Origin of the sequence: Streptomyces huasconensis (genome assembly GCF_021028635.1) — a bacterium.
GTDB classification, from domain to species: domain Bacteria; phylum Actinomycetota; class Actinomycetes; order Streptomycetales; family Streptomycetaceae; genus Streptomyces; species Streptomyces huasconensis.
The window spans coordinates 5463853-5480028 of sequence record NZ_CP086119.1; the positions used below are offsets into that span (position 1 = coordinate 5463853).

A 16176-nucleotide genomic window follows, 5' to 3' on the forward strand; every position below is an offset into this window, starting at 1 on the left:
GGCGGCCGGCCTCGGTCTGGCCGGATTCGTACGGCGTGCGGGGGTCGCCCCGCAACCGCGCAGGCCATTAACCTCGTCGCAGATCAAACAGCGTGTTCGAAGGGCGAGTTGGAAGAGCGGGGGGACGGACTGTGACGGGGCATGTCCAGCGGATCGAGCTGCCCGGCGGTGAGACCGTGTACGCCAGGATCGGCACGGCCGGCGGACACGGCGAGGACGACGAGGACGTCGGTGTCCTCGACACCGCCGCCGCCAAGGTCGAGGAGCTGGGCCAGTTGATCCGCGGGGTCGGCCGCTCCGTGCTCGACGCCGCGGCGGCCGTGCGGCCCGACGAGGCCAGTGTCACCTTCGGGGTGGAGCTGAGCGCCAAGCCCGGCAAGGTCATCGCCGTGCTGGCCGACGGCGAGGCCAAGGCGTCCGTGCAGGTCACGCTGACCTGGCAGCTGGACAGGCAGGCCGCCCAGGGCCGGCCGGAGGGCGGCCCCGACGGCGCGCGCCCCGCCGCGGACCCGGACCCGGTCCCGCATGCCTGAGCCCGCCCCCAGGCTAGACGCCCTCGCACAGGCCGCCACCGTGCACCTCCTGGCGGCCGACCACGACGGCGCCGGGGACGCGCCGATGTGGGGCAGCGGGTTCTTCGTCGCGCCCGGCTGGGTGCTGACCTGCGCCCACGTGCTGCGCCCGCACCTCGCCAGGGACCGGGAGCGGCCGTTCGCGGTGCGCGGCGCCGACCTCAACGACGGCATCCCCGTCGCCGCCCGCCTCGCGCACTGGCTGCTCAGCGATCACGAGCGGCCCGTGGTGCTGCCCGAGGAGGACCTCGCGCTGGTCCGGCTCCTCGACGACGCCGTCGAGCACGAGTGCGTATGGCTCGCCGACCGGGCCGTACGCCCCTTCGGTGCCGTCGTCGCGTACGGCTACCGGCCGGACGAGAACGAGGCGAGCGCCGGCGCCAAGCCCTGGAGCGCCGACGCGGAGATCAACGTCCGCGACGACGGCGCCGGGCTGCGCTTCAAGCCCGACATCGCCTTCCCCAAGGGCGTCTCCGGCGGCCCCCTGCTCGATCCGCGCACCGGCGCGGTGGTCGGCCTGATCAAGTCGCGCCGCAAGGAGCGGGACGGCGGCATGGCCGTCGCGACGCTCGCGTTGCGGCGGTTCGGCGCCGCCTACCGCGAGGTGACGGCCGCGCACGACCGCTGGCACGGCACCGTCCCGCGCGTCATCACCGGCGACAACTGGATCGACGAACAGCAGCGGCTGCTGGGCGCAGGCCGCCACGCGGGCCCCGAACTGTGGACGCCCAAGGACCGCCGCGCCGCCCTCGCCCTGCTCGCCCGCCTGCCCGACCCGGGCGCCGCGCCCTCCGTCGCGAAGATCGTCCGCAAGGTGCGGGGCCGCAGGCCGCCGGGTGCCGCGCCCGCGCTGCTGACCTGGCGCGACGGCCATGGGCTGCTCTACGACGGCGCGCTGCCCGAGGACGCGCTGACGTTCCTGCACTACCTGCGGCTCGTCGCCGCGTACGTACGCAGCCGTGGGGGCGATGTCCAGCCGCTGGAGGCCTGGGTCGCCGAGCGGCTCGGGCAGGACGACCGCACCCATCTGCACGCCCTGGTCACCGACGCCCGGCTGCCCGACGAACTGCGCCCCGACCCGGGCGGCCCGGACCGGGTGGCCGTGCCCTATCCGGGGCCCGGCGAGGGGCCGACGGTGACCGTGCTGCTCGACCCGGTGATCAGCGTGACGCCCGCCCGCTTCCACTGGCAGATCTGGGTCAACCACAGCGGTACGGAAGGCGAGTTCGAGCACGGCGACACGGAGATGGCCGCGGAGGACTACTCCGGAGAGGGGTTCCTTCCCGCCGAGCTGGTCCAGGCGCTGCGTGCCCCGCTCGGCCGCACCCTGCACCGGCTGGACGGCGAGGGCGCCCCGGTGCCGCTGGAATTCGCCCTGCCCGCCGAGCACTTCGACACCCAGGTGCACCGCTGGCAGTTCGACGACATGGCGAAGCTGTACGCCACCGAGCACCTCGGCACGCAGCGGCGCGTGGTCCTGCGCGACCTCGCGCGCCGCGCGCATCCGGACAACCCCGACTGGCACGAACGCTGGGAGGCGATCGCCGCGGCGAGCGAACTGGCGCCCGCCCGGGTCCCCGAACGGGACACCAGGCCGCAGGCCCGCCACTTCCAGAAGCTGCCGCACACCTCGATCCCGGTGATGTGCCGCCCCGCCGGGCGCGGCGCGGGCCGCGACGCGATGCGGCTCGCCCTCGGCAGCGGCCACGGGGTCATGCTCTGGCACATCGAGGGCCACGCCACGCGCGGCTGCCAGGACTCCTGCGAGGACCTGCACGCGGGGGTGGCGCGGCTGCTCGGCCAGGTCGGCTCGGTCACCGAACTCCCGGACGTGCTGCGCCACATCCGCCAGGACATCAGCCGCGGCCGGAGCGACCGGCGCTGGGCGGAACCGCTCGCTCTCCTGTACGACGACCCGCGCAGGCCGTTGCCGCCCGAGGACACGATGCCGGCGGACTCCCCGTGAGCGCCCGACACGCCGGCACGGTCCCACCCCCGCCTCCCCAAAGCGCCCCCACCCCGCAGCCGCCCCCGCCCCCGCTCCCCGAAGCCACCCCCGTGACCGCCCCTGCGCCCCCCAACGCCCCCGCCCCACCCACCTCCTGGCCGAAACGCGCTCTTCGGAGCCGTGAGCGTGGGTACATTTCCAAGGGCCCGTTGTGGGCGCGTATCGCCCCCGTCGGCCAGGGCGTGGTCAGCCACCTCAGCCACCGACCGTCGACGAGGAGCACGCAGTGAGCGGATGGTTCATCTACGAAGGCGCCGGGGGTCCGGATTCGGACAAGATCCGGCGGCTGCCGGAGCCGCCGCCGTGGCGGGCGTTCGACGCGCCACCGGTGGAGTACGAGGTCCCGGGCATCGACTCGGCGACCCGCCGCCGCCTCGGCGACAGCAACGTCCCGATGTCCGTGCAGGGCGCCGAGGCACTCGAACTCATCAACGCCGCCCTCTACTTGAGACGCCCGCTCCTCGTGACCGGCGAGCCCGGCTCCGGCAAGAGCACCCTCGCGCACTCCCTCGCGTACGAACTGGACCTCGGCCGGGTGCTCCAGTGGGCCATCGTCAGCCGCAGCGAGCTGAAGGACGGCCTCTACACCTACGACGCCATCGGCCGCCTCCAGGACAACCAGCTCGGCCGCGACCACGCCGAGGACATCGGCCGCTATCTGCGGCTCGGACCGCTCGGCACCGCGCTCATCGCCTCCGACCGGCCGCGCGTGCTGCTCATCGACGAGCTGGACAAGAGCGACATCGACCTGCCCAACGACCTCCTGAACGTCCTGGAGGAGGGCGAGTTCGGCATCCCCGAGCTGGAGCGGATCGCCGACCGGCCGGGGCAGGAGACCGTGCGCGTCCTCACCGACGACGGGCGCAGGGTCCCCGTCACCCACGGCCGGGTGCGCTGCCGGGCGTTTCCCGTCGTCGTCCTGACCAGCAACCGCGAGCGGGAGTTCCCCGGCCCGCTGCTGCGCCGCTGCGTCCCTCTCGACCTCGAACCGCCGCGCGACCAGCGGCTCGCCGCGATGGTCCTCGCGCACTTCGGGGCCGGTTCGTACGACACGAACCTCGACCTCGTCGACCAGTTCACGGACGCCGAGTCGGACGGCGCGCTGCGCCCCACCGACCAGCTCCTGAACGCCATCTTCCTCGCCCAGCACGCCGCGCGGCAGCAGCCGGAGCGGCGCGAGGAGATCGCCGGGCTGCTCATGCGGCCCCTCGACCGAGGGCCGCGGTGACGGCGTGATGTCCGCCCCGCACCGTGCCGACGCCGTGAGTGAGGCGCTCGCGGCGCTCGTCGCGCGCCTGCGGGACGCCGAACTCGACCCCACGGTCCGGGAGCTGGCGGACTCCTTATGGCTCGCCCGGCAGGTCGCCGCGGGCACCGGCGCCGAGGAGGGCCCCGCGGTCGAGCCGCCGCCGCCCGCACGGCCGGGCGGCGGCGCCCACGACGACGCCGGGCTCACCCACCCGCACCCCCCGCCCGCCCCCGCGCCGAGGGTGCCGCCCCGGGCCGCGCCCCGCGCCCGGCTCGTCGTACCCGCCGGGGAGGGCGGCGACGCCGAGCGGCGCGACGGCGTGCCCGTGCAGGTCCCGGCCGCCGCCGTGCTGCCCGACCCGCTCGCCCTCCAGCGCGCCTTACGTCCCTTGCAGCGCTACCGGCCGCCCGTGCGCCCCGTACCGCGCCAGCTCGACGAGCAGGCCACGGCGGAGCGGGCCGCCGACACCGGACTCGTGATACCCGTCCTGCGGCACGCGCGGCGGCGCGAGGCACGGCTCCTGCTCCTCATGGACCTCTCCACGTCCACGGTCGTGTGGGAGCAGGCGCTCGGTGAGCTGCGGCACGTGTGCGAGCGGGCGGGCGCCTTCCGCGAAGTACAGGTGCAGTTCCTGCACGAGGGCGAGGACGGCCGCCCCGGATACGCGGCGACGGCCCGCCCCGGCACCGCCCTCCAGGACCCCGAACGCCTCAGCGACCCCACCGGCAGCAGGCTGGCCCTCGTCCTGAGCGACTGCGCGGGCCCGATGTGGCGCAGCGGCCGCATGCAGCGGCTGCTGTACCGCTGGGGATCGCTCGCGCCGGTCGCCGTGGTGCAGCCCCTGCCGCAGCGCATGTGGCGGCGTACGCACCTGCCCGCGCACCGCGGCCACCTGCACCGCTGGGAAGGCCCGGCGGGGCGCCTGGAGTTCGAGCCCGCGAGCGGCGGCCCGGCGCGGCGCCGGGGCATCCCCGTGCCGGTGCTCGCCCTGCGGCGGTCCTCCGTGGAGGGCTGGGCCAAGCTGGTGTCCGGCGCCACCGGGCAGTGCCTGGAGGCGGCCGCGGGGTACGCCGAGGCCGCGCACGGACCCTCCAGAGCGCCGGTGCGGGCCCGGCAGGAGGTCGGCGGCCGGGAGCGGGTGCGGGCGTTCCGGCGCACCGCGTCGCCCGCGGCCTGGCAGCTCGCCGTGTACCTCTCGGCGGTGCCGCCGATCCTGCCGGTGATGCAGCTCGTGCAGCGCGCCATGCTGGCGGGCAGCGGCCCCGAGGTCCTCGCGGAGGTGCTGCTCGGCGGCCTCCTCAAGCGCCGCGAGCGCGACGAGGACCCCGACGTGCTCGGCTACGAGTTCCTGGAGGGCGTGGAGGAGGAGTTGCTCGGGCACCTGGAGCGCGACGACGCGATCCTGCTGCAGAAGCACTGCTCCGACTATCTGGAGCGGCGGTTCGGGCGCAGCGTGCACAACTTCCCCGCCACGGCCGTGGCGCTGCTCGGCGACACCGGGCAGCCCGCGCCCACGCCGTCCGGCCCCGCCGTCGACCACCCCGGGCTGCGGGCCTTCGCCGAGGTCTCCGGGGAGGTCCTGCGGCGCTTCCTGCCGGGTGCGCGGGCGCAGGAGCGCGCCCTCGACGCGGCCGACCCCGAGGCGCTGCGGGCGGCGGCCAGACAAGCGCGTGAGCGGTACGCGCGAGAGCGGCAGGCCCCTGACCTGGACCGCGCCGTGGAGCTGTTGGAGGCGGCGGCTGGGCGGTGTGGCGACACGGTGCGGGACGGGGTGCTGAAGGAACTCGGCGAGACGCTGTTCCTGCGGTGGACCGCGCGGCACGGCGTGGCCGACCTGCGCCACGCGCTGCGGGTAGCGGCCGCCGTCGGGGAGCGGTCACCGCAGGCACGGCTGCTGCTCGGCGCGGTGCTCGTCGCGACCGCCGAGGAGGTCGAGCGCTCCGGCACGGAAGCCGCCGCGCTGCCGGACCCCGTGCGGGCCCAGGCGGAGCGGCTGGCCGGGGGCGGGCCCCTCGCGGCGCTCTGGGCGGAGTACCTCCTCCTGGGCGACGCGACGGACGCCCTCCTGCCGGTCCCCGCCCACCTCGGCGACGCCGCGGACGCCCCGGGCTGGCCGGCGCAGCAGACGCTGGCGGAGGTGCTCGGGCGGCTCGCGGTGGTGGCGGCACGGCTCGTGGAGGGAGGAGTCGAGATGGCGGTGGCGGGCCCGCACTCGGGCACGCGGGCGCAGGATGCGGGGGGTTCCCCCCGCGGATCACGCGGACCACGCGGATCAGGCGGAGGCGACGCGTACGCGCGAGGCACGGCGGAGGGCGTCGACCACCGAGCGGTCGTCGATCACCACGCGGCCGTCGACCACCAACTCGTGCGGCGGTTCGCACGAGAGGTCCACGGCCGCCTTGCCGAGCAGCGCCGCAGGGACCGGGACCAGAGGCTCTCCCCGATGTCGGACGAGGACGAGCGGCAGTACGCCCGTGCCGTCATCGCACAGGTCCTTGACGAGTACGCGGGCGCGGAGCCGGCCGACGGGCGCCGGCCGTTCCCATCGGAGACCGACAGGCGGTACGCGGATGCCGTGTTCGCGGCGCTGTACGAGGCGCACGGGACCGGGGAGCCGTCCGGCACGTTCCCGGGGGCCGCTGCCACCGGGTCCGCCGAGGACGACACCGTCGGCGTCGGCGCCTACACCGCGTCGGAGGGCCCCGGCCCCCGCGCGGGCCGCCTCGACCTCGGCGACGCCGCCTTCCACGGCAGCATGCTCGGGCAGTACCGCGCCGCCGCCGTCGGTTCACGCGCGGGGGGCGGCCCGGAGACGGAAGACCCCTGGTTCACGGCCCAGGGCGCGGCAGGACCCTCGTACACCCCCCGCACCGAAGGCCCCCGCCCCCAGGACATCTACGTCGACTTCATGCGTCGCGCCATCAGCACCGCCGGTGTGCTCACCCTCGGCCCCGACCAGGCCGACGGGTACCTCCTGCGCGGACGGCTGCGCAAGCGGCTCGCGCGGCACTACACCGGGCGCGGCGAGATCCCGAGGGACGACCTCGGGGGCCGCTCCGTGCCGGACGCCAGCGGCGTGGCCGTCGACGCCTGCGAGGATCTCCGCGAGGCCCTGGCGCATGACGGCTTCGGCACGGCCGAGCGCACCCGTGCCTGGCTCGACCTCGCCGACGCGCTCCAGCTCGCCCGCGCCGACGACCCCGACGACGGCGGCCAGCGGCTGATCTTCGCCGCCGTGGACGAGGCCCTCGCGGCGGCCGACGGCGACCACGACCTGATCCTGGAGTGCCACGCGCGCGGCGCCGACGTGCACTGGGCGCGGTTCCTCGGCTCCGGCCGCGACGAGTACCGACACCTGGCCATCGAACGCTGGGAGATGGCGCTCCCGCTCGCCCCCGACGACGACCCCGCCAGGGCGCTGCTGCTGCACCGCCTGGGCTCGGCCCTCGCGCAGCGCGGCGTCGACACGCACTCGGCGGCCGACACCGACGCCGCCGTACGGCACCTGCGCGAGGCCGTCGAGGCGACCCCGACGGCCGACCCGCGGCGCGACGAGCGGCGCATGCACCTGGCCGACGCCCACATCGCCCGCTTCGAGGTGCAGGAGGTGCTCGCCGACCTGTACGAGGCGGACTGGCTGCTCGGCGCCGTGGCCCGCTCCCTCGCCGACCCGTTCCTCGCCGCGTACAGCTGGCTGCGGCGCGGCGAGGTGGCCGCGCGGCTGGCCGCGCGCACCGATGTCCTCGCCCAGCTCCGCCGCGCCGACGAGTACTACCGCCGCGCCGCCGAGGCCGCGGCCGAGGCCGGGGACGCCGACCTCGCCGCCGAGGCCCACCACTCACGGGGCGAGACGCTGGAGCAGCTGGAGGAGCCCGACCTGGCCCTCGCGGAGTACCGCGCGGCCCGGCGCCTTCTCCAGCGGCCCCCGTCCGCCGGGGCCGCCGTCCGCGCCGAAGAGCTGCGCGCCGCCGTCGCCCGCCTAGAGTCCCGCCCGGACGAGGCGTGAGCGCCCCCGCCGCCGCGAGCGGCATACCCCTGCCCGAGCTGCCGCCCCTCGCCGCCCTCGCCCCCCACGCGGACCGCTCGGACCACCCCGTGTACGCCGCCCTGGTCGCCGACCTCGTCGAGGCCGCGGCCGCCGCGCCCGACGGCCCGGTCGTCGCCCGCTACGAGGACGCGCCGTGAGCCACCCCGCCTGGCCGCACGCCGCCCTGGACCCGGCAGCCCACCGGCCCGTCCCCTTCCGCCAGTTCGTCCTGAAGGTCCACGGCCGCTGCAACCTCGACTGCTCGTACTGCTACATCTACCGCTCCCCGGACGCCAGTTGGCGGGCACGCCCCGCCCGCGCCGACGCCACCGTCATGCGCCGCACGGCGGCCCGCGTCGCCGAACACGTCACCCGGCACCGGCTCACCGCCATCCGTGTCGAACTGCACGGCGGGGAACCGCTGTTGACCGGACCCGACGCCGTCATCGCGTACGCCCGTGCGGTGCGGGACGCCGTGCCCGCCGACTGCGAGGTGACCGCCACCGTCCAGACCAACGGCACCCTGCTCACCCGGAGTGCCCTCGACCGCCTCGCCGCCGCCGGTATCCGCGTCGGCCTGAGCCTCGACGGCGGGCGCGCCGCCCACAACGCCCGCCGCACCGACCACGCGGGCCGCTCCGCCTGGCCCGCCGCACACCGCGCGGCCCGGCTGCTCGCCGCGCATCCGCACGCGTACGCCGGGATTCTCTGCACCATCGACCTCGCCGCCGACCCCGTCGACGTATACGAGTCGCTGCTCGGCCTGGACCCGCCGGGCGTCGACTTCCTGCTTCCGCACGGCAACTGGGCCACGCCGCCGCCCGGCATCGCCCCCGAGGAGGGCCCGGGGCGGCACCGGCCGCGCCCCACCCCGTACGGCGACTGGCTCGCCACGCTCTTCGACGCCTGGTGGGACGCCGGGCGGATGCGCACCCGCGTCCGCCTCTTCCGGGAGATCGCCGCGCTCCTGCTCGGCCTGCCCAGCACCGCCGAGGCCGTGGGACTCTCACCGCTCGCCGCGGTCGTCGTCGACACGGACGGCGCGATCGAGCAGGTCGACTCGTTGAAGTCGGCGTACGCGGGCGCCCCCGCCACCGGCCTCGACGTCTTCCGGCACGGCTTCGACCGGGCCCTGCGCCACCCCGGCGTCGCCGCCCGCCAACTCGGCCTGGAGGGCCGCTCCGAGGAGTGCCGTACCTGCCCCGTGGTGCGCGTCTGCGGCGGCGGCAACTACGTCCACCGCTACGCCCCCGGCAGCGGCTTCCTGCACCCCAGCGTCTACTGCGCCGACCTGGAACGGCTGATTCGGCACGTCGCCGACCGGCTTTCCGCCGTCGCCGCCGCTTCCCCTGCCCCAAGTCGTCTATTCTGACGCCCCTTTGACGCACAATTGGAAGTCCTGTGCACACACGTGACCGTTTTCGCCGTGGCGGGACCCCGCCGGCGTCACCGGAGGAGGAGGCCGCGCATGACCGGACGACCCGGGGGTGAACGGCCGCACGTCACCGTGGTCTTCGCCGGCCAGAGCGAGTCCTGGGCCAAGTGGATCGAGCACCAGATACGCGCCGCCGGGCGGGCCACCACCCTGGTCCGCTGGAACCCCTTGCTGCGCCCGCCCGCCACCGACGCCCTCACCGGCCTCCTCGAAGCCCCCGGCCGCATCCTGCTCCTCATCGACGACTGGTACGAGCGGCTCGGCGCCGACCGCTTCGAGGCCTGGGCCGCCGCCCTGCGCGAGGTGCTGCCCGCCCACCGCGACCGCATCGCCGCCGTCAGCATCACGGCGCAGCCGCTGCCCGAGGCCGTCATAGCTCTGGCCCCGGTCGAACTGCGCGGACTGCGCCCCGAGGCCGCCCGCTCCCGCGTCCTGGAGTGCGCCGGGATCGCCGCGCCCACCACCCTCGTCGCCCTCGACCGCGGCCCCCGCTTCCCCGACGACCTGCCCGAGGTGTGGAACGCGCAGCGCCGCAACCGCCGCTTCACCGGCCGCACCCGCCTCCTGGAGCAGATCCACGACACCTTCGCGGCGGCGGGCCCCGACGGCTGCTCCCTCGCCCTGCACGGCCCCGGCGGCATCGGCAAGACCCAGCTCGCCCTGGAGTACGTCCACCGGTTCGCGGGCGACTACGACATCGTGTGGTGGGTCACCGCGGGCAGCCGCGTGACCGCCCGCGAGCAGTTCGCCGCCCTCGCGCCACAGCTCGGCATCGAGGCCTCCGGACAGCTGGAACCGGTCATCGGCGCCGTGCGCCGCGAACTGGTCGGCACCGCGCGCCCCTGGCTGCTCGTCCTGGACGGCGCGGACGCACCCGAGAAGGTGCTCGACCTCATCCCCGAGGGGCGCGGCCACGTCTTGGTCACCACCCTGCGCGCGGAGTGGGCGGCCCACACCGAGGCAGCCGTCCTCGTCCCGCCCTTCCGGCGCAGCGAGTCCGTCGCCTTCGTCGGGCGCCGGGCGGCCCGCCTCACCGAGAGCGAGGCGGACGGGCTCGCCGAGGCCGTCGAGGACATGCCGCTGCTCCTCGACCAGATGGCGGCCTGGCTCGACGTCACCCCGACCGCCGACGTGCCGGGCTACATCAAGGACATCCGGCGCGGCAAACCCGACCGCTTCGGCATCGTGGAGTCCCGCGACTACCCCGAGTCCTTCCAGGTCGCCTGGGCCAAGACCCTCAACACCCTGCGCGACGGCGCCGCCCCCGCCTGGCAGCTGCTGAACCTCCTGGCCTGCTTCTCCCCGGACGTCGTGCCGGTCCGGCTGCTGCAGACCGCCCGCCACGGCGACCTGCCCCGCCCGCTCGCCGAGCTGGTCTCCGAGCCGAGCAGCTGGAACACCGCCCTGCGCAGGCTCTCCGAGATCACCTCGATGCGCGTCGAGTACGAGCCGGGGCGCATGGACATCCAGCGCGTCAGCACCCTGCGCATGCACCGCCTCTTCCACCGCTACGTCATCGGCATCCAGTCCCCGAGGGACCGCGAGCGCTACTCCGAGGCCGCCCGCAAGGTCCTCGTCACCGCCGACCCGCGCGACCCGGCGTCCCCCGCGAACTGGGCGCGGTACGCCGAACTGATCCCGCACCTCAAACCGTCGGGTGCGCTGGAGTCCGAGGACGACGACGTCCGCGACCTCGTCCTCAACTGCATCGACTACCTCCGCATGCGGGGCGAGTACCGCGCCGGCTCGTGGCTCAGCCACCAGGCCGTCGAACACTGGCGGCCCGTCTCGGGCCCCACGCACCGCTCGGTGCTCGTCGCGCTCCACCAGCAGGCCAACATGCTCCGCAGGCTCGGCCACTACAGCGAGGCGGAGGCCGTCGGCCGCGACACCCTGGAGCGGCTCACGGCCACCGGGGACGCCCGCCCCATCGAGGTGATCCGCGCCCGCGACGGCCTCGGCGGCACCCTCATGGCCCTCGGACGGTACGACGAGGCCCGCGACCTCTTCGAAGCCGCCGCGGAACGCGCCGCGGCGGAACTGGGCGGCGAGGACATACCGCGCACCCTCACGATCCGCAGCAACCTCGCGGTGGCCCTCGGCCTCCAGGGCCGCTACACCGACGCTCTCGCCCTGCACCGCAGAATCCTGGAGGCCCGCGTCGAACTCCTCGGCGGCAAGAACCCGCTGACCCTGTACTCCGCGCTGCGCACCGCCTGGACGCTGCGCCTCCTCGGCAACTACACCGAGGCCATGGACATCCAGGGCCACAACTCCCGGCTGCACAGCCAGGTCCTGGACCGCAACCACGGCCAGACCCTGCACGCCGAGCACAACCTCGCCCTGTGCGCCCGCCGGACGGGCGACCTCCAGTTCGCCCTGGCGATGATGCGCAAGGTCCGCGAGAAGCTGCTGAGCCGACGCGGCAGCCAGGACCCCGACGCGCTCATGGTCTCCTGCGACTACGCCATGCTCCTGCGCCAGCTCGGCCGCCCCGACGAGGCCCGCGAGCTGGCCGAGACCACCGCCGCGCTGTACGAGGCACAGCTGGGCGACAGCCATCCGTACGCCATAGGAGCGCGGGCCAACGTCGGCCTGCTGCTGCGGGACGCGGGCGAGCTGAGGGCGGCGCTGGCCGTCACCCTGCGGACGCGGGGGCAGATGGCGCGGGCGGTCGGCCCGGACCACCCCTGGACGCTCGGCTGCGCCCTCAACGCCGCCGCGGTGCTCGCCCTCAGCGGCGACACCGAGGCCGCCGCGGAACTCGGCAGGGACGCGGCGGAGCGCTCCGCCCGCACCCTCGGCGACTCCCACGGACTGACCCGCGACCTCAGGGCGGGCCTCGCCCTGGACCGCGCCGGGCCGTCCAAGACCTCCGAGACCTCCGAACGCGGCCGCCTCTACTGGGACTTCGAGCCCCAGCCCATCTGAGACGCCCCCGCACACGCCGGTGGGCCCGGCCCCGAGCGACAAGCACTCGGGGCCGGGCCCACCGTCGTACGACCGCTGAGGCCTAGGCCTCGAAGACCTCGTTCAGGAGCTGTGCCTGCTCCTGCTCGTGGCGCTTCTTCGAGCCGACCGCCGGGGACGAGCCGTGCGGGCGCGAGATGCGCCGCAGCCGCTCGCCGTGCGGGATGTCGGCGCCGACCGCCAGGTCCAGGTGGTCGATGAGGTTGAGGGCGATGAAGGGCCACGCGCCCTGGTTCGCCGGCTCCTCCTGCGCCCACAGGTACTTCTCGGCGTTCGGGTACTTGGAGATCTCCTCCTGCAGCTCGGCGCCCGGCAGCGGGTACAGGCGCTCGATGCGGATGATCGCCGTGTCCGTGATGCCGCGCTTCTGCCGCTCGGCGTCCAGCTCGTAGTAGAGCTTGCCCGCGCAGAAGACGACCTTGCGGACCGCCTTCGCCTCCACGGACGCGTCGCCGATGACGGGGCGGAAGCTGCCCGAGGTGAACTCCTCCGTCTTGGACGCGGCGGCCTTCAGGCGCAGCATCCACTTCGGGGTGAAGACCACCAGCGGCTTGTGGTGCGGGTTGTGCACCTGCCACCGCAGGAGGTGGAAGTAGTTCGACGGCAGGGTCGGCATGGCGACCGTCATGTTGTTCTGCGCGCACAGCTGGAGGAAGCGCTCCGGGCGGGCGGACGAGTGGTCCGGGCCCTGGCCCTCATAGCCGTGCGGGAGGAGCAGGGTGACGCCGGAGGTCTGGCCCCACTTCTGCTCGGCCGAGGAGATGAACTCGTCGACGACGGTCTGCGCGCCGTTGACGAAGTCACCGAACTGGGCCTCCCACATCACGAGGGACTCGGGACGCGCCAGGGAGTAGCCGTACTCGAAGCCCATCGCCGCGTACTCCGAGAGGAGCGAGTCGTAGGCGTTGAAGCGGGCCTGGTCCTCGGAGAGGTACAGCAGCGGCGTGTAGTCGTCGCCCGTCTCGCGGTCGATGAGGACCGCGTGGCGCTGGCCGAACGTGCCGCGGCGCGAGTCCTGGCCCGCCAGGCGCACCGGGGTGCCCTCCATCAGCAGCGAGCCGATGGCGAGGGTCTCGCCCATGCCCCAGTCGATCGTGCCGTCCTCGACCATGGCCGCGCGGCGCTGGAGCTGCGGCAGCAGCCGCGGGTGCACGGTGATGCGGTCGGGGATGTTGACCTGGGACTCGGCGATGCGCTTGACGACCTCCTGGGAGATCGCGGTGTTCACCGCCACCGGGAACTCGGCCTCCGGACCGGAGATGTCCACCGGCGAGGGCTGCGAGGTGGCCTCGCGGACCTCGGTGAAGACCTTCTCCAGCTGCCCCTGGTAGTCCTGGAGCGCCTGCTCGGCCTCTTCCAGGGTGATGTCGCCGCGACCGATGAGGGACTCGGTGTAGAGCTTGCGCACCGAGCGCTTCTTGTCGATCAGGTCGTACATCAGCGGCTGGGTGAACGCCGGGTTGTCCGTCTCGTTGTGCCCGCGGCGGCGGTAGCAGATGAGGTCGATCACGACGTCCTTGTTGAACGCCTGACGGAACTCGAAGGCCAGGCGGGCCACGCGGACCACGGCCTCCGGGTCGTCGCCGTTCACGTGGAAGATCGGCGCCTCGATCATCCGCGCCACGTCCGTCGAGTACATCGACGAGCGGGACGACTCCGGGGCGGCGGTGAAGCCGACCTGGTTGTTGATGACGATGTGGACCGTGCCGCCCGTGCGGTAGCCGCGCAGCTGCGACATGTTCAGGGTCTCGGCCACCACGCCCTGGCCCGCGAAGGCCGCGTCGCCGTGGAGCGCGACGGGCAGGACCGTGAAGTCCGTGCCGCCCTTGTTGATGATGTCCTGCTTGGCGCGGACGACGCCCTCCAGGACGGGGTCCACCGCCTCCAGGTGCGAGGGGTTGGCGGTGAGCGAGACCTTGATCTGCTCGCCGTCCAGGCCGGTGAAGGTGCCCTCGGCGCCCAGGTGGTACTTCACGTCGCCGGAGCCGTGCATCGACTTCGGGTCGAGGTTGCCCTCGAACTCCCGGAAGATCTGCGCGTACGACTTGCCGACGATGTTCGCCAGGACGTTCAGACGGCCGCGGTGGGCCATGCCGATGACGACCTCGTCCAGGCGCGACTCGGCCGCTGAGTCGATGACCGCGTCGAGCAGCGGGATGACCGACTCGCCGCCTTCGAGCGAGAAGCGCTTCTGACCGACGTACTTGGTCTGGAGGAACGTCTCGAACGCCTCGGCGGCGTTCAGGCGGCGCAGGATGCGCAGCTGCTCCTCGCGCTCCGGCTTGGTGGCGTGCTGGCCCTCGATGCGGTCCTGGAGCCACTTGCGCTGCTTGGGGTCCTGGATGTGCATGAACTCGACGCCGGTGGTGCGGCAGTACGAGTCGCGCAGCACGCCGAGGACGTCGCGCAGCTTCATCATCGACTTGCCGGCGAAGCCGCCGACCGCGAACTCCCGCTCCAGGTCCCACAGGGTGAGGCCGTGCTCGGTGATGTCCAGGTCGGGGTGCTTGCGCTGCTTGTACTCCAGCGGGTCCGTGTCGGCCATGACGTGGCCGCGCACCCGGTAGGAGTGGATCAGCTCGAAGACGCGGGCGGCCTTGGTGACGTCGTCGTCGTGCGAGGCGTCGATGTCCTTGAGCCAGCGGACCGGCTCGTAGGGGATGCGCAGCGCCTCGAAGATCTCGTCGTAGAAGCCGTTCTCGCCGAGGAGGAGGTTGGCGACGATCCGCAGGAACTCGCCGGAGGCGGCGCCCTGGATGACCCGGTGGTCGTAGGTCGACGTGAGCGTCATGACCTTCGAGATGCCGAGCTTGTTCAGGGTGTCCTGGGAGGTGCCCTGGAACTCCGCGGGGTAGTCCATGGAGCCGACGCCCATGATGACCGACTGGCCGGGCATCAGGCGCGGCACGGAGTGGACGGTGCCGAGGCCGCCGGGGTTGGTCAGGGAGACCGTGACGCCGGTGAAGTCGTCCATGCCGAGCTTGCCGTCGCGGGCGCGGCGGACGATGTCCTCGTAGGCCTGCCAGAACTCGAAGAAGTTCAGGGTCTCGGCCTTCTTGATGCCCGCGACCACGAGCTGGCGGTCGCCGTTGGGCTTCACCAGGTCGATGGCGAGGCCGAAGTTGATGTGCTCCGGCTTGACCAGGGTCGGCTTGCCGTCCTTCTCCTGGAAGGAGTAGTTCATCGACGGCATGGCCTTGATGGCCTGCACCATCGCGTACCCGATGAGGTGCGTGAAGGAGATCTTCCCGCCGCGGGCACGCTTGAGGTGGTTGTTGATGACGATGCGGTTGTCGAAGAGCAGCTTCACCGGGACCGCGCGGACCGACGTGGCCGTCGGGACCTCGATCGAGGCGTTCATGTTCTTCGCGACCGCGGCGGCGGGGCCGCGCAGCGTCACGTACTCGGGGCCGGCCGGGGCCTCCTTGGCGGGGGCCTCCTTCGCGGGCTCCGCCTTGGCCGCGGGCTTCGCGGCGGCGGGCTTCGCGGCGGGGGCCGGAGCGGCGGCGGGCTTCGCCGCGGGGGCTGCGGGCTTCTCGGCGGCCGGGGCGGCCGGAGCCGCGGGTGCGGCAGGCGCGGCGGGAGCACTGGTGGCCGCGGCCCCCGCGGCCGCGTCACCCGCCGGCTTCGCCGGGGCGGCGGCTACGGAAGCGCCCACCCCTGGCTTGTAGTCGGCGAAGAAGTCCCACCAGGCTCGGTCGACCGAATTCGGGTCCTGGAGGTACTGCTGATAGATCTCATCGACGAGCCACTCATTGGGACCGAAGGCAGCGGCAGGGTCCTTGCCCTGCGCGTCTTGGTCGGTCGAGATGCTCGAGTTACTGGGGGACTCTGGCGACACGGCGGTAACCGCCCTCTTCCGCTTCACAAGGTGATGGACAGCGGAAATAAAGGCTACGCCTCCATCGGCGCTGG

At 74.0% G+C, this 16176-nt stretch carries 8 protein-coding genes; 7 read left to right on the forward strand and 1 reads right to left on the reverse strand.

What is annotated here, in order from left to right; genetic code table 11:
* Window positions 1-131 precede the first annotated feature (131 nt).
* The 7 genes from J2N69_RS25075 to fxsT all read left to right on the forward strand — a co-directional run bounded on the left by J2N69_RS25075 (window position 132) and on the right by fxsT (window position 12222).
* Window positions 132-533 carry a CU044_2847 family protein gene (locus tag J2N69_RS25075; RefSeq protein ID WP_230902731.1) on the forward strand — a complete coding sequence of 134 codons (402 nt, stop codon included), beginning with the start codon at window positions 132-134 and terminating at the stop codon, window positions 531-533.
* Window positions 526-2538 carry a VMAP-C domain-containing protein gene (locus J2N69_RS25080; protein WP_230902732.1) on the forward strand — a complete coding sequence of 671 codons (2013 nt, stop codon included), beginning with the start codon at window positions 526-528 and terminating at the stop codon, window positions 2536-2538. The genes J2N69_RS25075 and J2N69_RS25080 overlap by 8 nt, the downstream gene beginning before the upstream one ends.
* Window positions 2539-2806: 268 nt before the next feature.
* Window positions 2807-3808, forward strand: coding sequence for an AAA family ATPase (locus tag J2N69_RS25085; protein ID WP_230902733.1), 1002 nt, complete (start codon window positions 2807-2809; stop codon window positions 3806-3808).
* A gap of 7 nt (window positions 3809-3815) precedes the next feature.
* The gene (locus tag J2N69_RS25090) at window positions 3816-7835 is read left to right on the forward strand and encodes an SAV_2336 N-terminal domain-related protein (protein ID WP_230902734.1); all 4020 of its coding nucleotides are present in this window, start codon (window positions 3816-3818) and stop codon (window positions 7833-7835) included.
* Window positions 7832-8014 carry a hypothetical protein gene (locus J2N69_RS25095; protein WP_230902735.1) on the forward strand — a complete coding sequence of 61 codons (183 nt, stop codon included), beginning with the start codon at window positions 7832-7834 and terminating at the stop codon, window positions 8012-8014. Before J2N69_RS25090 ends, J2N69_RS25095 begins: the two co-directional genes overlap by 4 nt.
* The gene (locus J2N69_RS25100) at window positions 8011-9228 is read left to right on the forward strand and encodes an FxsB family cyclophane-forming radical SAM/SPASM peptide maturase (RefSeq protein ID WP_230902736.1); all 1218 of its coding nucleotides are present in this window, start codon (window positions 8011-8013) and stop codon (window positions 9226-9228) included. The genes J2N69_RS25095 and J2N69_RS25100 overlap by 4 nt, the downstream gene beginning before the upstream one ends.
* A gap of 96 nt (window positions 9229-9324) precedes the next feature.
* A complete protein-coding gene (gene fxsT / locus J2N69_RS25105) occupies window positions 9325-12222 on the forward strand; it encodes an FxSxx-COOH system tetratricopeptide repeat protein (RefSeq protein ID WP_230902737.1) in 2898 nt (965 codons plus the stop codon).
* Between the two features lie 82 nt (window positions 12223-12304).
* Here the strand turns inward: fxsT and J2N69_RS25110 are convergent, their stop codons facing one another.
* Entirely contained in the window at window positions 12305-16102 is a 3798-nt protein-coding gene (locus J2N69_RS25110; protein ID WP_230902738.1) for a multifunctional oxoglutarate decarboxylase/oxoglutarate dehydrogenase thiamine pyrophosphate-binding subunit/dihydrolipoyllysine-residue succinyltransferase subunit, read from the reverse strand.
* Window positions 16103-16176: the final 74 nt, after the last annotated feature.

Coding starts and splice junctions, on each gene's coding strand:
- J2N69_RS25090 (WP_230902734.1), top strand. CDS start 3,816: ATGTCCGCCCCGCACCGTGCCGACGCCGTGAGTGAGGCGCTCGCGGCG.
- fxsT (WP_230902737.1), top strand. CDS start 9,325: ATGACCGGACGACCCGGGGGTGAACGGCCGCACGTCACCGTGGTCTTC.
- J2N69_RS25080 (WP_230902732.1), top strand. CDS start 526: ATGCCTGAGCCCGCCCCCAGGCTAGACGCCCTCGCACAGGCCGCCACC.